Source organism: Rugamonas rubra (assembly GCF_900114705.1).
Lineage (GTDB): Bacteria > Pseudomonadota > Gammaproteobacteria > Burkholderiales > Burkholderiaceae_D > Rugamonas > Rugamonas rubra.
Map to the genome: position 1 here is coordinate 156,608 of NZ_FOTW01000004.1, position 16,113 is coordinate 172,720.

At 67.2% G+C, this 16,113-nt stretch carries 15 protein-coding genes; 7 read left to right on the plus strand and 8 right to left on the minus strand.

The window, feature by feature from the left end; genetic code table 11:
- Positions 1–62 precede the first annotated feature (62 nt).
- Both pmbA and BM252_RS00735 read left to right on the plus strand, forming a co-directional pair.
- Complete coding sequence (pmbA, locus tag BM252_RS00730; protein WP_093382268.1) at positions 63–1,415, plus strand: metalloprotease PmbA; 1,353 nt, start codon at positions 63–65, stop codon at positions 1,413–1,415.
- A 190-nt stretch (positions 1,416–1,605) separates the two neighbouring features.
- Positions 1,606–2,700, plus strand: a complete 1,095-nt coding sequence (locus BM252_RS00735; protein WP_093382270.1) for a TRAP transporter substrate-binding protein — start codon at positions 1,606–1,608, stop codon at positions 2,698–2,700.
- Positions 2,701–2,869: 169 nt separating this feature from the next.
- Here BM252_RS00735 and BM252_RS00740 read toward each other — a convergent pair whose 3' ends face one another.
- Both BM252_RS00740 and BM252_RS00745 read right to left on the minus strand, forming a co-directional pair.
- A complete protein-coding gene (locus BM252_RS00740; protein WP_093382273.1) occupies positions 2,870–3,679 on the minus strand; it encodes a substrate-binding periplasmic protein in 810 nt (269 codons plus the stop codon).
- A gap of 66 nt (positions 3,680–3,745) precedes the next feature.
- Positions 3,746–4,675: a LysR family transcriptional regulator gene (locus BM252_RS00745; RefSeq protein WP_093382276.1), complete on the minus strand. Its 930-nt coding sequence runs from the start codon at positions 4,673–4,675 to the stop codon at positions 3,746–3,748.
- A 136-nt stretch (positions 4,676–4,811) separates the two neighbouring features.
- On the opposite strand from BM252_RS00745, the gene BM252_RS00750 reads away from it, so the two are divergent.
- Positions 4,812–6,362, plus strand: a complete 1,551-nt coding sequence (locus BM252_RS00750; RefSeq protein ID WP_093382279.1) for an MFS transporter — start codon at positions 4,812–4,814, stop codon at positions 6,360–6,362.
- On the opposite strand, the gene BM252_RS00755 is transcribed toward BM252_RS00750, so the two are convergent.
- Genes BM252_RS00755 through BM252_RS00775 form a run of 5 tightly spaced genes read right to left on the minus strand, consistent with a single transcriptional unit; the run spans position 6,359 to position 10,876 of the window.
- On the minus strand, positions 6,359–6,832 hold the full coding sequence (locus tag BM252_RS00755; RefSeq protein WP_093382282.1) for a DUF4405 domain-containing protein: 474 nt from the start codon (positions 6,830–6,832) through the stop codon (positions 6,359–6,361). The genes BM252_RS00750 and BM252_RS00755 overlap by 4 nt on opposite strands.
- Positions 6,833–6,835: 3 nt before the next feature.
- Positions 6,836–7,750: an FAD:protein FMN transferase gene (locus BM252_RS00760; RefSeq protein ID WP_093382285.1), complete on the minus strand. Its 915-nt coding sequence runs from the start codon at positions 7,748–7,750 to the stop codon at positions 6,836–6,838.
- Positions 7,747–8,280, minus strand: coding sequence for an FMN-binding protein (locus tag BM252_RS00765; RefSeq protein ID WP_093382288.1), 534 nt, complete (start codon positions 8,278–8,280; stop codon positions 7,747–7,749). The genes BM252_RS00760 and BM252_RS00765 overlap by 4 nt, the downstream gene beginning before the upstream one ends.
- Before the next feature lie 12 nt (positions 8,281–8,292).
- Positions 8,293–9,624, minus strand: a complete 1,332-nt coding sequence (locus tag BM252_RS00770; RefSeq protein ID WP_093382290.1) for a porin — start codon at positions 9,622–9,624, stop codon at positions 8,293–8,295.
- Positions 9,625–9,652: 28 nt separating this feature from the next.
- Positions 9,653–10,876 (minus strand): cytochrome-c peroxidase, encoded by a 1,224-nt coding sequence (locus tag BM252_RS00775; RefSeq protein WP_093382293.1) that lies wholly within the window; start codon positions 10,874–10,876, stop codon positions 9,653–9,655.
- A 260-nt stretch (positions 10,877–11,136) separates the two neighbouring features.
- On the opposite strand from BM252_RS00775, the gene BM252_RS00780 reads away from it, so the two are divergent.
- From BM252_RS00780 to BM252_RS00790, 3 genes are all read left to right on the plus strand, one after another.
- Positions 11,137–11,358 (plus strand): hypothetical protein, encoded by a 222-nt coding sequence (locus BM252_RS00780; protein ID WP_139236234.1) that lies wholly within the window; start codon positions 11,137–11,139, stop codon positions 11,356–11,358.
- Positions 11,359–11,697: 339 nt separating this feature from the next.
- Positions 11,698–12,909, plus strand: a complete 1,212-nt coding sequence (locus BM252_RS00785; RefSeq protein WP_217429854.1) for an AAA family ATPase — start codon at positions 11,698–11,700, stop codon at positions 12,907–12,909.
- Entirely contained in the window at positions 12,906–13,487 is a 582-nt protein-coding gene (locus BM252_RS00790; protein WP_093382301.1) for a hypothetical protein, read from the plus strand. Before BM252_RS00785 ends, BM252_RS00790 begins: the two co-directional genes overlap by 4 nt.
- Positions 13,488–13,583: 96 nt before the next feature.
- On the opposite strand, the gene BM252_RS00795 is transcribed toward BM252_RS00790, so the two are convergent.
- Positions 13,584–14,708: a M14 family metallopeptidase gene (locus BM252_RS00795; RefSeq protein ID WP_093382304.1), complete on the minus strand. Its 1,125-nt coding sequence runs from the start codon at positions 14,706–14,708 to the stop codon at positions 13,584–13,586.
- A 202-nt stretch (positions 14,709–14,910) separates the two neighbouring features.
- Between BM252_RS00795 and BM252_RS00800 the strand changes: the two genes are divergently transcribed.
- Positions 14,911–15,996 carry a TRAP transporter substrate-binding protein gene (locus tag BM252_RS00800; RefSeq protein WP_093382306.1) on the plus strand — a complete coding sequence of 362 codons (1,086 nt, stop codon included), beginning with the start codon at positions 14,911–14,913 and terminating at the stop codon, positions 15,994–15,996.
- Positions 15,997–16,113: the final 117 nt, after the last annotated feature.

Sequence of the window (16,113 nt, forward strand, 5' to 3'; positions counted from 1 at the left end):
CCTGTAAACTGTAAACGACTGCTATGATACCTGTTTTAGCGGCCATCCGAAGAAAACAGCCCATGAACGACTCCGTATTTACCCACAGCCAGGACCAATTGAAACAACTCGCCCGCGACGTCATGACGTTCGCCCGGGAGAAGGGCGGCACCGATTGCGCCGTCGAAATCAGCGAGGGCAGCGGGCTGTCGGTGTCTGTGCGCAAGAGCAAGATCGAGACCATCGAGCAGAACAAGGACAAGGGCATGGGCGTGACGGTCTTCATCGGCCAAAAGCGCGGCAACGCCAGCACCTCCGACTTCTCGCCGGCGGCGCTGCGCGCCACCGTCGAGGCGGCCTACAACATCGCCTGCTTCACCGCCGACGACGACTGCGCCGGCCTGGCCGACGCCGACATGCTGGAAATGGCGCCGCAGGACCTCAAACTGTTTTACCCGTGGACCATCTCCACCGAGGAGGCGGTCGCCCTGGCCCAGCGCGCCGAGGCGGCCGCCTTCGCCGTCGACCCGCGCATCAGCAACAGCGAGGGCGCCGGCGTCCACGTGCAGCAGTCGCACTTCGTCGCCGCCAACTCGCGCGGCTTCATCGGCGGCTACCCGTATTCGCGCCACACCCTGTCGGTCGCGCCGATCGCCGGCAAGGGCGCCAAGATGCAGCGCGACGACTGGTACACCTCGGTGCGCGACCCGGCCAAGATGAGCTCGGCCGAAGCCGTCGGCCGCTACGCCGCCGAGCGCGCCCTGGCGCGCCTGAACGCGCGCAAGCTCGACACCCGCACCTGCCCGGTGCTGTTCGAGGCGCCGCTGGCGGCCGGCCTGCTGGGCGCCTTCGTCCAGGCCACCTCGGGCGGCGCGCTGTACCGCAAGTCGAGCTTCCTGCTCGACTCGCTGGGCACGTCCGTGTTCCCCTCGCACATCCAGGTCAAGGAAGACCCGCACGTGGTCGGCGCGGTCGGCTCGGCGCCGTTCGACGAGGAGGGCGTGCGCACCGTCAAGCGCGACGTGGTCAAGGACGGCGTGGTGCAGGGCTATTTCCTGTCGACCTATTCGGCGCGCAAGCTGGGCATGCAAACCACCGGCAACGCCGGCGGCTCGCACAACCTGTCGCTCACCTCCAGCCTGACCGAGCCGTCGGACGACTTCGTCGCCATGCTCAAGAAGATGGGCACCGGCCTGCTGGTCACCGAGCTGATGGGCCAGGGCACCAACTACGTCACCGGCGACTACTCGCGCGGCGCCTCCGGCTTCTGGGTCGAGAACGGCATCATCCAATACCCGGTCGAGGAGATCACCATCGCCGGCAACATGAAGGACATGCTGGCGCAGATCGTCGCCGTCGGCGCCGACGTGCTGGTGCGCGGCACCAAGCAGACCGGCTCGATCCTGCTCGAAAACATGGTGGTGGCCGGCGGCTAGACCGCCACGGGGCGCGCCGCCGCGCCCCGACTGTTGTTTGTCCATGCCCGATGGCCGCCCCGCGCGGCCATTGTCGTTTGCGCCGCCATATTTTCGTTGCGCGCATCAGGGACTGCTCATACACTGTGGCCAGCATGTAGCAATGCTGTAACGTTTTCGTAACGTCAAAAAACACTAGGAGACTTTAGGTATGGAACGTCGTTCCTTTCTGAAAAAAGCAGCAGTCGGCGCCGGCGCCGGCGCCATCGCAGCACCCGCCCTGGCGGCCGACGCATTGCCGACCATTAACTGGCGGCTGGCCTCGAGCTTCCCCAAGTCGCTCGACACCATCTTCGGCGCCGCCGACACCTTCACCAAGCGCGTCGCCGCGCTGACCGGCGGCAAGTTCAACATCCGCAGCTTCGCCGCCGGCGAGATCGTGCCGGGCCTGCAGGTGATGGACGCGGTCCAGGCCGGCACCGTCGAGATGGGCCACAGCGCCTCGTACTACTACTTCGGCAAGGACGCCACCTTCGCCTTCGACTGCGCCGTGCCCTTCGGCCTGACCTCGCGCCAGCACACCGCCTGGTACGACCAGGGCGGCGGACGCGAGCTGACGCGCGAGTTCTTCAAGGGCTACGGCATCATCAACTTCCTCGGCGGCAACTCGGGCACCCAGATGGGCGGCTGGTTCCGCAAGGAGATCAAGTCGGTGGCTGATTTGAAGGGCACCAAGATGCGCGTCGGCGGCTTCGCCGGCCGCGTGCTCGAGCGCCTCGGCCTGGTGCCACAACAGCTGGCCGGCGGCGACATCTACCCGGCGCTGGAGAAGGGCACCATCGACGCCGCCGAATGGGTCGGCCCCTACGACGACGAGAAGCTGGGCTTCTTCAAGGTCGCGCCCTACTACTACGCGCCGGGCTGGTGGGAGGCGGGCGCCTCGTTCTCCTTCTACGTCGGCATCAAGGAGTGGGAAAAGCTGCCCAAGGAATACCAGGCGGCGCTGGAGGTGGCCACCTACGAGGCCCACGTGGTGATGCAGGCCGAGTACGACGCGCGCAACCCGGCCGCGCTGGCCCGTCTGCTGAAGAACGGCGTCAAGCTGCGCAACTTCCCCAAGGACACGATGGACGCCTGCTACAAGGCCGCCAACGACGTCATGAACGAGGAAGCGGCGAAGAACGCCAAGTTCAAGAAAATCTACGAGCCGTGGAAGCGTTTCCGCCAGGACCAGAACCAGTGGGCCTCGGTGGCCGAGGCGACCATGCAGAACTACCTGATCAGCGCCGGACGCGGCGGCAAGTAAGCCGTCCCGCCCCGCAGCCAGCGAACCCGCCTCCCGGCGGGTTTTTTTTACCCCCACCCCGGGACGCGGAAGCCGGGGTCTGACCCCATGCGGGGTCAGACCCCTCTGCTTGCGGGGTAAGGCCAGCGTCCCGCGAACAACGTGAAACCTATTCCCGGCGCGCCGGCCCTCAGGGCAGCTCGCCCTCCCACTTGGCGCGCAGGCGCTCGAGCGCGCCGTCGGCGCGCAGCTGGACGATGGCCGCGCGCAGGCGCTCGGCCAGCTCGGGCGCCAGCTGGCGCGAGGCCATCATGTGCAGGCCCTCGCTGAGGATGGGCGGCGACAGCAGCTTGATCCGGTTGTCCATGCCGGCCCGGCTGATCTCCCACTGGATGCCGGGCGCGCGGTGCAGGTAGAAGCGGCCGCGTCCGGCCAGCAGCTTGTTGAAGTTGGTGGCCGAGTCGTTGCCGCCGTCGTCGACGCGCAGGCCGCCGATGCGCTTGAGGCGCTGGGCGATGCCGAAGCCGTGCATGACCAGCACGGTGCCCCGCGCGCCGAGCCGGCGCACGTCGTCCCAGTCCTTGACGCGCACCTGGTCGTCGGCGCGCACGGCCAGGTAGAAGTTGGCCGGGAACAGCGCCGGCTCGATGAAGTGGAAGCGCGCCTCGCGCTCGGGCGTGCGCAGCAGCGCGCAGGCGACGTCCAGCGTGCCCGCCGCCAGCCCGGCCTCGACCCGGGGGACCGGCAACCAGTGCTGGGTGCCGACGAAGCGCAGCTCCGGATCGAGCCGCTCGATGGCCTGCAGGATGTCGATGCACAGGCCGACCACCTGCGCGCCGGCGGGGCCGTGGCGGGCGACGAATTTCGGCGCCGTGGCGTCCTGCGCGGCGGTGCGCAGCTCGACCGCGCCGGCGCCGCCGGCCCACAGCAGCAGGGCCAGCGCGGCGGCGGCGCGCCGGCCGGTGCTGCGGCGGCGCAAGGGGGCGGATGACACGTGCATGGGCGGATCTTTCCGGGGAAGGTGGCCGCGGGTGGCCAGCGTGCCGGACCATTGTACTGCGGAACACTACGTAGTTGCCGTAAATGCCACGAGATTGCGTTGAGGAATTGCCACACCGGCCCGGCGCCGCCGCGCCGGCTTGGCGGCCGGTTCCGCCATCGCGCGCAGCAGTGCGCCGAAGGCGCGCGCCGCCGGCGTCGGCTCGGCGGCGCGCCAGACCAGCGCGAAATCGGCCGCCGGCAGCGGCGGCAGGCCGTATTCGCCGTCGACCAGGCGCATGCCCGGCTTCAGGTCGCCCGGCAACTGCACCGTCACGCCCAGCCCCGCCAGCACCGCCGTGCGGATGCCCTCCGGGCTGGGCGAGGTGAAGGCGATGTGGCTGGCCAACGCCGTGGCGGCCAGCGCCGTGTCGGCCACGCGGCGGTTGACGCAGGGCTTGGGCGCCAACACCAGCGGCAGCGAGGCGCCCGGCGCCGGCGCGAAGCCGGCGGCGGCGGTCCAGACGAAGCGGGTGCGGCGCAGCACGTCGACGGCCGGCGCGCTGTCGGGCTCGGCCAGGACGACGGCCAGGTCCAGTTCGCCCGCCTCGGTCATCGCCCGCAGGTCCAGGTAGGTGCCGACCTGCACGTCGAGCCGCACGGCGGGGCAGTCGCGCGAGAACTGGCCCAGCAGGGCCGGCAGGCGCTCGCCCATGAAGGTCTCCGGCACGCCGAAGCGCAGCACGCCGGCCAGCGCCGACGGCTGGAAGCGGCGCGCCAGCGCGTCGAGCGCGTCGAGCGCCTGGCGGGCGTGGCGCAGGAACTCGTGGCCGTCCTCGGTCAGCGCCAGGCTGCGCGTACTACGCAGCAGCAAGGGCCGGCCGGCCTGCTCCTCCAGCCGGCGGATCTGGTGGCTGACGGCCGACTGGGTCAGGTGCAGCCGCCGCGCCGCGCGGGTGAAGCCGCCGGCCTCGGTCACGGCGACGAAGGCGCGCAGGAGGGAGGGATCGAAGTCCATGCTGTCCGATATATGAAGGGAATTACTGAATGATACAAAATTTATTCATTTCCGTCATCGGAGCTGTTTCCCCATACTGCCAGCCTGGGGCCGCGCCGCGCCGCCCGGCCCCGCCCGCCAACACCACATGGAAGGAATGACGATGAGCCCACCCCGCTCCAACAAAAACAAGTTCGCCCTGGCGGCGATCTGCCTGGCCTCGCTGATGTTCGGCCTGGAGATCTCCAGCGTGCCGGTGGCGTTGCCCGCCCTGGAGCGGCTGCTGCACGCCGATTTCCAGGACCTGCAATGGATCATGAACGCCTACACGCTGGCCTGCACCGCCGTGCTGATGGCGACCGGCGCGCTGGCCGACCGCTACGGCCGCAAGCGCCTGTTCGTCGGCAGCACCGCCACCTTCGGCCTGGCCTCGCTGCTGTGCGGGCTGGCCGACGGCGCCGCCGTGCTGATCGCCGCCCGCGCGCTGCAAGGCGTGGCCGGCGGCGCCATGCTGATCTGCGCGCTGGCCATCCTGTCGCAGCAGTTCCAGGACGGCCGCGAGCGCGGCCAAGCCTTCGCCGCCTGGGGCGTGGTGTTCGGCGTCGGCCTCGGTTTCGGCCCCATCATCGGCGGCGCGATCGTCGCGCTGTGCGGCTGGCAGTGGGTGTTCCTGGTCCACCTGCCGCTCGCCGTGTTGACCCTGGCGCTGCTGTTCGCCGGTGTCGAGGAGTCGCGCGACCCGCACGCCGCGCGGCTCGACGTGGCGGGCATCGCCACGCTGTCGCTGGCCGTGTTGGGGCTGACCTACGGCATCACGCGGGGCGCGGCGCCGGCCAGCGGCGGCCTGGGCGCCGTCGCGCTGGCCAGCGCCGCCAGCTTGGCCGCCTTCGTCGTCGTCGAGCGGCGCCGCGCGCATCCGATGATGGATTTTTCGGTCTTCCGCATCCGCGCCTTCTGCGGCGCGCTGCTCGGCTCGATGGGCATGAACTTCAGCTACTGGCCGTTCATGATCTATCTGCCGATCTACTTTCAAAGCGTGCTGGGCTATGGCAGCGTGGCGGCCGGCCTCTCGCTGCTGGCCTACACCCTGCCGACGCTGCTGCTGCCGCCGCTGGGCGAGCGCCTGGCGCGGCGCTACTCGGCCGGCGTGGTGATCCCGGCGGGACTGTTCACCATCGGCCTGGGCTTCCTGTTGATGCGCCATGGCGCCGGCCTGGCCTCGGCCAGCTGGCTGAGCCTGCTGCCAGGCGCGCTGCTGGCCGGCGCCGGCCTGGGCATCACCAACACCCCGGTGAGCAACACCACCACCGGCTCGGTGCCCGGCAACCGCGCCGGCATGGCCTCCGGCATCGACATGAGCGCGCGCATGATCTCGCTGGCCGTCAACATCGCCTTGATGGGATTGATCCTGTTGGCCGGCATCACCGCGTATGTGCAGCGCAGCCTGCCGGGCGCGCTCGACGCCGCCACCTTGCGCGCGCTGGCCGAGCGGATCGCCGGCGGCGATCTGGCGGCCGTCGGCGCGGGTCTGCCGGCCGCCGTCGCCGGGCAGGTCGGCGGCGTCGCGCGCGGCGCCCTGGCGCAAGGATTCGCATGGGTGATGTTGTATGGCGGCCTGGGCGCGTGGCTGCTCGCCGGCCTCAGCTGGCTGACCTTCGCGCCGCGCGCCCGGCCGGGTGGCGCCGTGGCGGCGCCGCCGAGCCGCTAGTGGCTGCGGTGCGGGCTGCCGCGCCGCCCCAGCGCCACGTGCAGCGCGATCAGCAGACCCATCGCCAGGCCGACGATCCAGTGCGTCGCCGACCAGAGCGGCCGGTCGGCCTCGCCGGTGAGGTAGTACAGGCCGTAGCCGCTGACGGTCAGCAGCGACAGCGTGAGCAGCATGCCCCAGCCGGTGGCCAGGTTGCGGCCGGCCTTCAGGGCGCGGCGGATGTGCGCGTTCATCAGGCTGCCGACGAAGAACAGCATCACCATCGCGGCGCCGCCGTGCAGCTTCATCGCCCACGGTTCGAGCGGGTGGATGGTTTCGCCGAACTGGCCGACCGGGCGCATGAAGTAGCGCGCCAGCAGCCAGCCGGCGCCGCTGGCCAGCAGCGCGAAACAGCCGAGATAGATGCAGCGCCTGTGCCAGCGTTCCAGGCGCAGATTGATGTGGTGGCGGGAGTGGTGGGAAGGATGCATCGCTCAGATTATAAGCGCTGTGGCCTGGAAGGCCCGCAGCGCCGGGTGCGCCACGTCGCCGCTGGCCAGCACCACCTTGGTCAGCGCGTCGGCCACGGCGCAGCTGGCGGCGCGCACCGAAACGCTGGGGCCGTGGCCGCGACCGGCCTTGTCGCCGGCGCGGCGACCGGCGGCCGCGCCGCCGTCAAGGTCGTCGCCGCCGACGGCGCCAGTGCCCGCCATGCCGGCCGGGCTGCCGTCGCGCCCGTCGACCAGCGCGCAGACCAGTTGGCCGTTGTGCGCGCGGGCCGAGAAGTAGCCGGCCGAGGTGGCCAGCGCCTCGTCGCGCAGCGCCAGCGTGGCGCCGACCCGGCCCGGGTCGCGCGGCGAGCGCAGCCGCACCGGCCAGGCGTCCGGCCCGATGGCGCGCAAGTCGCCGCCGGCGTTGACGCAAGCGCTGGCCACGCCGGCGCGTTGCAGGGCCGCCAGCGCCAAATCGACCGCGTAGCCCTTGGCGATGCCACCCAGATCGACCCAGCCCGGCGCCGCCTTGCGCACCGTGCCGCCGGCCTGGCAGCGCAGCACCGTCAGGCCGGGCCGGTAGCTCGGCGCCTCGTGCTGCGGCGCCGGCAGGCAGCCCCAGGCCACCAGGCGCGGCGCGCAGGCGATGTTGAAGATGTGGTCGGATTGGTCGGCGACGCGCTGCGCCAGTTGCAGCACCTGCCAGGTGTGGGGATGGACCGCCAGCACCTCGCTGGCCCAGGCGCGGTTGAGCCGCGCCACGTCGCTGTCGGCGGCGTGGAAGCTCATCAGCCGGTGCACCAGCGCCACCTCGGCGAAGGCCTGCGAGATGGCCTGCTGCACCGCCTCGTCCGGCAGCGCGTCGGCCACCGAGATCTCGACCAGGGTGCCCAGCCAGGGCTGGGCGCGGCGCATCATTTTTTCAGCACCGCCTGGGCGATGGCGGCGATGCGCCGCACGCCGTCGGTCAGGTGGCTGCAGGACAGGGTGGCGCCGCTGATGTTGGCGATACCCTCGCCGATGGCGATGCCGCCCTGCGCCGTCTTGCCGACGAACTGGCGGCGCCAGGCCGGCGTGCGGATCTCGCCGCCGTGGCTCTCGCGGTAGCTCAGCACCTCGACCTGGCGCACGCTGGCGTCCGGGTTGACGCCGACGGCGTAGGAGATCAGCTCGAACTTGCCGACCACGTCGTCGAGCACCATCCAGCCGAGCAGGGCGTCGCCCTTGTAGGCGCCGAACACGCGCCAGTTGACCGAACGCGCCGCCAGCCCGGCCAGCTTCTCCACCTGCTGCATCTGTGCCGTGTTGAGCGCCACGTTCTGCTCGCGGAAGGCGCCGGCCTCGGGGAACATCAGCTTTTGCGCCTGCTCGGCGCTCAGGTACTGGGTGGCGAACACCGGCGCGCAGGCGGCGCCGGCGGCCAGCGGAATCCACTGCAGATAGCGCATGGCGGCCCCCGCCTAGTAGGAGAAACCGACGCCCAGGTTCAGGCGGTCGCGCGTCTTGTCCTCGCGGAATTTCTGGTAGTCCGCCTTCAGCACCACGCCCTCGCCGACGCGCAGGTTGGCGCCCACGGTGGCGACCTTCTCGTCGGCGGCCGGCGCCACGCCCAGGCCCTGCGGCGCGGCGGCGTAGCTCTTCGCGGTGTTGAACTGCTCATAGCGCACGAAGGGGCTGAGCGTGTAGTCGCCCGCCTTGAGCAGCTGGTAGGCGGCTTGGGCGTACCAGCCGGCGAAGCTGCGCGGCACCGGGTTCGGGTTGCCGACGAAGGTGGCGTTGAGCTCTTCGGTGTTGCTGATCTGGCCGCGCGCGTACAGCGCCGACAGGTCCCAGTGGCCCGGCGTGTAGCGGGTGTGCAGGTCGACCACGGTGACGCGGGCGTCCTGCGCGGCGAAGCCCTCGGTCTTGTGGCCGGCCTTGCCGGTGAAGACGGAGCCGCCCACCAGCAGCCCCGGCACGCCGCGCCAGTTCAGCGCGCCGTGCACGCTCATGTGGCGCGACTTGGCCAGCTGGCCTTCCTGGTGGATGCTGCCCAGCGGCGACTCGCGGCCGTCGGTGCCGGCGGCGTCCCATTTGGTCAGGTCGAAGCCGGTGGTGATGCCGGCGTCCCAGCTCAGGCCGGCGGCGGTGTCGCCGGACAGGCCGAGGCCGGCCTCGCGCCAAGTCGACGGGATGATCGCCGTCTCGACGAAGTTGCGCTCGACGCCATAGAATGCGGTCGGCTCGTGGCTGGTGTTGATCAGGCCGGACGGGATCAGGAACAGGCCGGCCTTGCCGCGCAGGCCGTTGCCGAACTCGCGCTCGACGTAGACCTGCTCGATCGCGCTCTCGCCGGCGTCGTCGGCCGACACCACCGCGTGCTCCCACTCGAACTCGGAGACCAGCTTGGTCTTCTCGTCGAAGCGGTGGGTGATGCCGAAGACGACGCGGCGCACGTCGGTCTGCGCCGCGCTGGCGTTCTTGCTCGGACGGTTGTAGTTGATCTCGCCGTAGCCGGTCAGCACGGTGCGCGGTGCCGAAGCGGACGCCTGCGCGGCGGCGGCGCCGGCGCTCTGCACGGCGCTGGCGGCGGCCGCCGCGGCGACGGCAGGCGCTGCCGCCGCCATCTCCTGCTGGCGCTGCTCGACGGCGGCGGTCTTCTTCACGCTGGCCTTCAGTTCGCTTTTCAGCTGTTCCAGCTCGGCGGCCATCTTCTCGATGCGTTGCAGCAGTTCGGCCTCGCCGGCGCTGGCCGCCAGCGGTGCGCTCAGGAAGGCGGCTGCGAGTGCCGTGGCGATCAGTTTCTTGTTCATGGTCGGTTCTCTTGAAAGTTGTAGGGTGTTAGGGGGCGCGGTAGCCGTCGGTCAGCGTGCCGAGGAACTGCACGACATCGTCGATCTCGGCCGGCGACAGGGCCGGCGCCATGCCGGGCTGGCGGTTGTACGGCACTTCGCTGATGTTGACGTTGCGGCGGTACTGCGCCGGCAGGTCGTTGAACTTGTCCACCTTGCCGTCGGCGCCGAGCGGATACCACTCCTCCGGATTGGTGTCGCGCCGCACGTAGAAGGCCACCACGTCCTTCAGCTTGTCGAAGGCGCCGTTGTGGAAGAAGGTGTGGCGCGTCGCCACGTTGCGCAGCGTCGGCACCTTGAAGGCGCCGCACAGGTCGGCGCGGGCGGCCAGGTCGCTGCGGTCCGGGCCGCACAGGCCCAGGTCGAAGTAGGCCGGGTCGGCGGTCGCCTTCAGGCGCGCATTGCGCGGCACGCCCAGGTTGTCGTAGGTGAAGTCGGTGAACAGCGGCGGCGCGCCGTCGGCGCCGCGCATGCTGGCGTGGCAGCCGATGCAGTTGCCCTTGCTGGTGTCGTTGAACAGGGCCAGGCCGCGCAGCTCGGCGTCGGCCAGCTTCACCTTGCCGGCGAGGAACTGGTCGTACTTCGAGTCGAAGGGATGGAAGGCCGGGTCCTCCTTCTGGTACTGCTGCAGCGCGAAGGTGATGCGGCTGAAGGCCTGCTCCGGCTGCTCGAAGATGGCGGCGCCGAACTGCTGGCGGAACTGCTCGGCGTAGCCGGTCTTGCGCAGGCTGGCGACCACCGCCTCCTTGCTGGCGTTGGCCATCTCGTGCGGCGCCAGGAAGGGGCGCTCGGCCTGCTCGGCCAGCGACTGGGCGCGGCCGTCGCGGTCGATGCCGCCGGTCGGCGTGCCTTCCTTGTCGAAGAAGAAGGCCGGCGTCTGGTTCAGGTAGCGCAGCGAGGGCGAGGCGCGGAAGCCTTGGGTGTCGCCGTTCGGCCCGCCCAGCTCGGCCGACAAGTTGCCGACCGGGCCGTGGGCCTGGTCCGCGCTGTGGCAGCTGGCGCAGGACTGCTTGCCGGAGGCCGACAGCGAGACGTCCTTGAAGATCTTCTCGCCCAGCTGGGCCGCCTGGCTCAGGCCGGTGTCGGCCGGCGCCGGGACCGGAGCCGGGGTGGCGGAGCCGCCGCCACCGCTACAGGCGGCCAGGGCCAGGGTCAAGACGGCTGCGGCGAGCCGGGCCAGCGCGGGGCCGGTGGAGTGTTTGTTGTTGTACATTGCCTGTGAGAATGGAAAGGTTTAATCGCGAATGAGAATGATTATAGTTTACGATTGCAATAATGGCAATGATCCGGGGCGGATTGTTGCGTATTTTCCGGTAAATGCGGGAAGTTGAAGTCGAATTGACGTGGGCCGTGGCACAAACGACCACGCCCAGGGCCGCCGCCTGCCGTGCCGGCCGCTGCTGCGGGATGGCGTTCCGGCGCCGGCTCTGGCAAGATGCGCCCTCACTTCATCGACGAAAGGCCGCGATCCCCATGCGCAAACAACTCACCGCATTACTTGTCGCCGGCGCTTTGACGCTGTTGGTGTTGTTCTTGATGTCGTCCGTCGGCAACGCGATCGCCCGCCAGTTCTTGGCGCTGGAGTCCGCATCGCAGACGCGGATCAAGCTGGCCTGCGGCGTGTTGCTGCTGTTGGTCAACGGCGTGCTGGCCGTCGTGGTGGTGCGCCGCAAGCTGCGCGCGCGGCGCGGCTGAGCAAGGAGGCTGGCTGGCGAGCGTCGCGCTTGAATAGTCTCCATTTCATTTAAAATCAACAGCATAGCCTCGATGATTTAATGAGTGTCTGCAAGAAGTTGATGATATAGAATTTGTCTCTTTGCTTGAGATAATCCCATACAGATAAGCAAGAGCAGGTGGGACTTGACGCCTAGGCCAGTTCTTGAGCCAGCCATGTCAGATTTGTGCGCGTGCCAGCGGGGTGTTCTTCGAATGGGCAAGCATTTCCTTTATTGCTGCGGACACAAAAAATAGGAACTGAATGTAATGCTACGATACTTGCACTTGAAAAACGTTGGACTTGCGCCGGACATACACGTGGACTGGGCCGAACGCATCAATCTAATTGCCGGCGACAACGGGCTGGGTAAGAGTTTCCTACTTGACGTAGCTTGGTGGGCATTGACCCGCACTTGGGCCGGCCCAGTTGCATTTCCCTCTTCCTCCAACAAGAAAGCCAGCATCGAATTTGTGGTGCAGGGTAAAGCGAAAACAGCGGCACCTGTGGTCTCGACGTTCCGACGTTCAGATGAGTCGTGGCCGCTTGGCCAAGCTCGCCCAACCATGCCGGGAATCGTCATCTACATCCGTATAGATGGCGGCTTCTCGGTTTGGGATCCCGCCCGTAACTATTGGCGTACTGACCCAGGCCGACCTGCTGCCTACCATTTCGCTGCTGCGGACGTTTGGAATGGATTGGATGTGAACGGACAGCGTGTTTGCGAGGGCCTAGAGCGCGACTGGGTGAATTGGCAGGAGGGGCGAAAGCCTCAATTCGAAGCGCTGGAAGGCGTTTTACGGGTGATTTCGCCGCTAAATGAGCCACTTCGAGTGGGACCTCCGCAACGTCTTTTTGTTGGCGAGGGACGCGATCGTCCAACGTTGTTAGTCGGATCGCAATCGGTGCCTGTTGCTCTCGCATCAGCGGGAGTGCGTCGAATGTTGGCGTTGGCGTATTTCTTGGTTTGGGCGTGGCATGAGCATCGGACGGCGGCCAAGCTCTTGAATAAGCCGCCGGAAGAGCGCGTGGTCATACTGTTCGACGAGCCGGAGACCCACCTACATCCGCGCTGGCAACGCACGGTACTTCCCAGCGTTTTTGCGGCAATAGATGTGTTGCGCGGCAAACGTGGAAAGGCGCCGCAAATGCTCATTGCCACACATTCGCCCTTGGTGACCGCGTCGTTGGAACCCATGTTTAATAGGGACACGGATGATTTGATACATCTGTCACTTCAAAGTGGCCGTGTGGTGGTGGAGCAAGGGGGCTGGGCAACGCAAGGGGATGCGACCAACTGGCTAGTTTCTGAGACGTTTGGGCTTGAGCAAGCTCGCTCCGTGGAGGCGGAACAGGCAATAGAAGCTGCCGAAGCTTTCATGCGGGGGGATAGCCCTGCAACCAAGAGTTTGCAAACGAAGAAGGCGATACATGCAGAGTTGTCGAGACTGTTGCCTGCCGGAGATGTGTTCTGGCCGCGTTGGTTGGTCCATGCCAAAATCATTCCGGGCTTGGATGGGGGGGGCGCATGATACCGGTGGCAACGCCGGATGAACCCGATGATTTCGACGACAGCGTCCGATTGCCTGGCAATGCTTGGTTGGCGGTGAATCCTGGCGCCAAGCGTCCCAGCGCATTTTGGAACAGTCATACGGCAGCTTTGTCGAAAGCATTTTCCGGTCTTTGTGGTTACGCCGCGATGTTAGACCCGACCGGCGGGACGGTGGATCACTACTTGAGCTACAAGAACCACCCAGACAAGGCCTATGATTGGGAGAATTACAGGTTTGCTTCGGGCACGCTCAATTCGTCGAAAAAGAACGCCGACGATACTGTGTTAGACCCATATGAGGTCGGCGCAGGATGGTTTGAGGTAATTCTGCCATCATTGCAAATGAAGATCACCGACATAGTGCCAGCGGCCCATCGCGCCAAGGCACAGCACACGCTGAAGCGCTTGAAGCTCCGCGATGGCGAACGGATAATTCGCTGGCGACAATCCTGGTACGACATGTACCTGGCCGGAGAGTTGCCACTTTCCGGTCTGCGGCGAGTGGCCCCCTTGATTGCGGACGCGGTAGAAAAAAAACTGGCCGAGGAAGCGAATTAATTCGTCTCGCTACGTGGATACTTTCGCAAGCTTTGTGTGGCCGGTATTTGTTTGGCGGGGCGAGGAGGCAGTGCCCCCTCGCCGCCGCTGCGGCGTTTAGGCCAGCAGCGAACGCAGCACCGGCTGCAGTATCGACTTGCCCAGCTCGACGCTGCGCGGGCCGCTCCAGCCCGCTTCCGGGTCCGGGTCGTTGGCGTTGTCCTTGAACGGCATCTCCAAGGTCAGCGACAGGCAGCCGAAGGCGTGGGTGATGTGCGGCGAGCCCATGGTCAGGGTTTCCGGCGTGAACGGCGTGACGCCGTAGCCGTGCGCGTCCTGGAAGTCCGGGCTGGCCACCTTGAAGTCGTCGACGAAGCGCTGCTGCTCGGCCGCCTGCGCGGCGCTGAAGGTTTCCAACGACTCGCTGCCGGCCACGAACACATACGGCAAACCCTCGTCGCCGTGGATGTCGAGGAACAGGTCGCAGCCGATCTCGTGCATTTTTTGCTTGACGAGGAACACCTCCGGGCTGCGCTCCATGGTCGGCGTCATCCACTCGCGGTTCAGGTTGGCGCCGGCCGCGTTGGTGCGCAGGTTGCCGCGCACCGAGCCGTCCGGGTTCATGTTCGGCACCACGTAGAACACCGCCTCGTTCAGGCACTGGCGGCCGAACGGGTTGGCCGGGTCGAGCAGGGCCTCGACCATGCCTTCGACGAACCACTCGGCCATCGTCTCGCCCGGGTGCTGGCGCGCGATGACCCACACCTTCTTCTCGCTGTCCGGATCGCCGATCACCAACATGTTCAGGTCGCGGCCCTCGACGGTGCTGCCCAGGTCGACCAGCGTGACCAGCGGCGACAGCTGAGCGCTGTCGAGCAAGGCCAGGTGGCGTTCCCACGAGTAGGGCTCGAAGTAGGCGTAGTAGACGCTGTCGAATTCCGGCGTGTGGGCTATCGTCATCACCTTGCCGTCGTAGCTGGTTGGCACGCGGAACCAGGTTTCGCGGTCGTAGCTGGCCACGGCCTGGTAGTCGATCCAGCCGTCCGGGTAGGCGGAGGAACCGGCGTTGAGGAAGCGCAGGTTCAGCGGGGTCGCCTGGGCGCCCTGCACGCGGAAGTAGAACCACTGGACGATGTCGGCGTGCGAGTCCTTGCGGATGTTGAGCTCGATGGCGGACGGGTCTTCCGCGCGCAGCACGTCGATGGCGCCGGCGTCGAATTGGTGGCTGATTTTGATGGACATTGCTTGATTCCTGTTGAATTCAATGTAAATAGTATGGTTTGCGCTCGTGGCGCATGCCGCCATGATACTACTTCGGCAAGCCCGTCAGCGGGCCATGCGGCCATTGCAAGCTTGTCTGTCTACCTCTACACTGGGGCGGCGGCGGCGACCGACCCGGCCCGGCCAGCGTTTTTCAAACGAATAATTCTTTGGAGACTTACTAATGGAACGTCGTTCCTTCCTGAAAAAAACCGCCGTCGGCGCATCGGCCGCCGCGCTGGCCGCCCCGGCCCTGGCGCAGGTCCACCCCGCCATTAGCTGGCGCCTGGCCTCGAGCTTTCCCAAGACCCTGGACACCATCTTTGGCGCCTGCGACAAGTTCGTCAAGCGCGTCTCCGAGCTGACCGGCGGCAAGTTCGTCATCCGTCCCTTCGCCGCCGGCGAGATCGTCCCCGGCCTGCAGGTGCTCGACGCCGTCCAGGCCGGCACGGTGGAGATGGGCCACACGCCGTCCTACTACTACTTCGGCAAGAACCCCACCTTCGCCTTCGACTGCGCGGTGCCCTTCGGCCTGACCTCGCGCCAGCAGACCGCCTGGATGGACCAGGGCGGCGGCCGTGAGTTGACCCGCGAGTTCTTCAAGGGTTACGGCATCGTCAACTTCCTGGCCGGTAACACGGGCACGCAGATGGGCGGCTGGTATCGCAAGGAGATCAAGTCGGTCGCCGACATGAAGGGTTTGAAGATGCGCGTCGCCGGTTTCGCCGGCCGCGTGATGGAACGCATGGGCGTGGTGCCGCAGCAGATTCCCGCCGGCGACGTCTATGCCGCGCTGGAGAAAGGCACCATCGACGCGGCCGAGTGGGTCGGCCCCTACGACGACGAAAAGCTGGGCCTGGCCAAGGTGGCGCCGCACTATTACTCGCCCGGTTGGTGGGAGGCGGGGCCGCAACTGTCGTTTTATATCAACATCAAGGAGTGGGAAAAGCTGCCCAAGGCATACCAGGCGGCCATCGAGGCGGCCAGCTACGAGTGCCACGTGGTGATGCAGGCCGAGTACGACGCCAAGAACCCGGCCGCGCTGGCGCGCCTGATGAAGAACGGCGTCAAGCTGCACAACTTCTCCAAGGATATTCTGGACGAGGCCTACAAGATGTCGACCATCGTCATGGAGGAGGAGGCCGCCAAGAACGCCAAGTTCAAGAAGATCTACGAGCCGTGGAAACGCTTCCGCCACGACCAGAACCAGTGGGCCTCGGTGGCCGAGGCGACCATGCAGAACTACCTGATCAGCATCGGCCGCAAGTAGGCGCCGGCACGGCCCAAGCCGCCCGCCGGAACGCGACAAAAGTCAAGTTCCCGGGCGGTTTGAAAGTCGCGCACAATTGAACTTTCCCTAACATTGTCGCCTTGGTTTTGCTAAGTT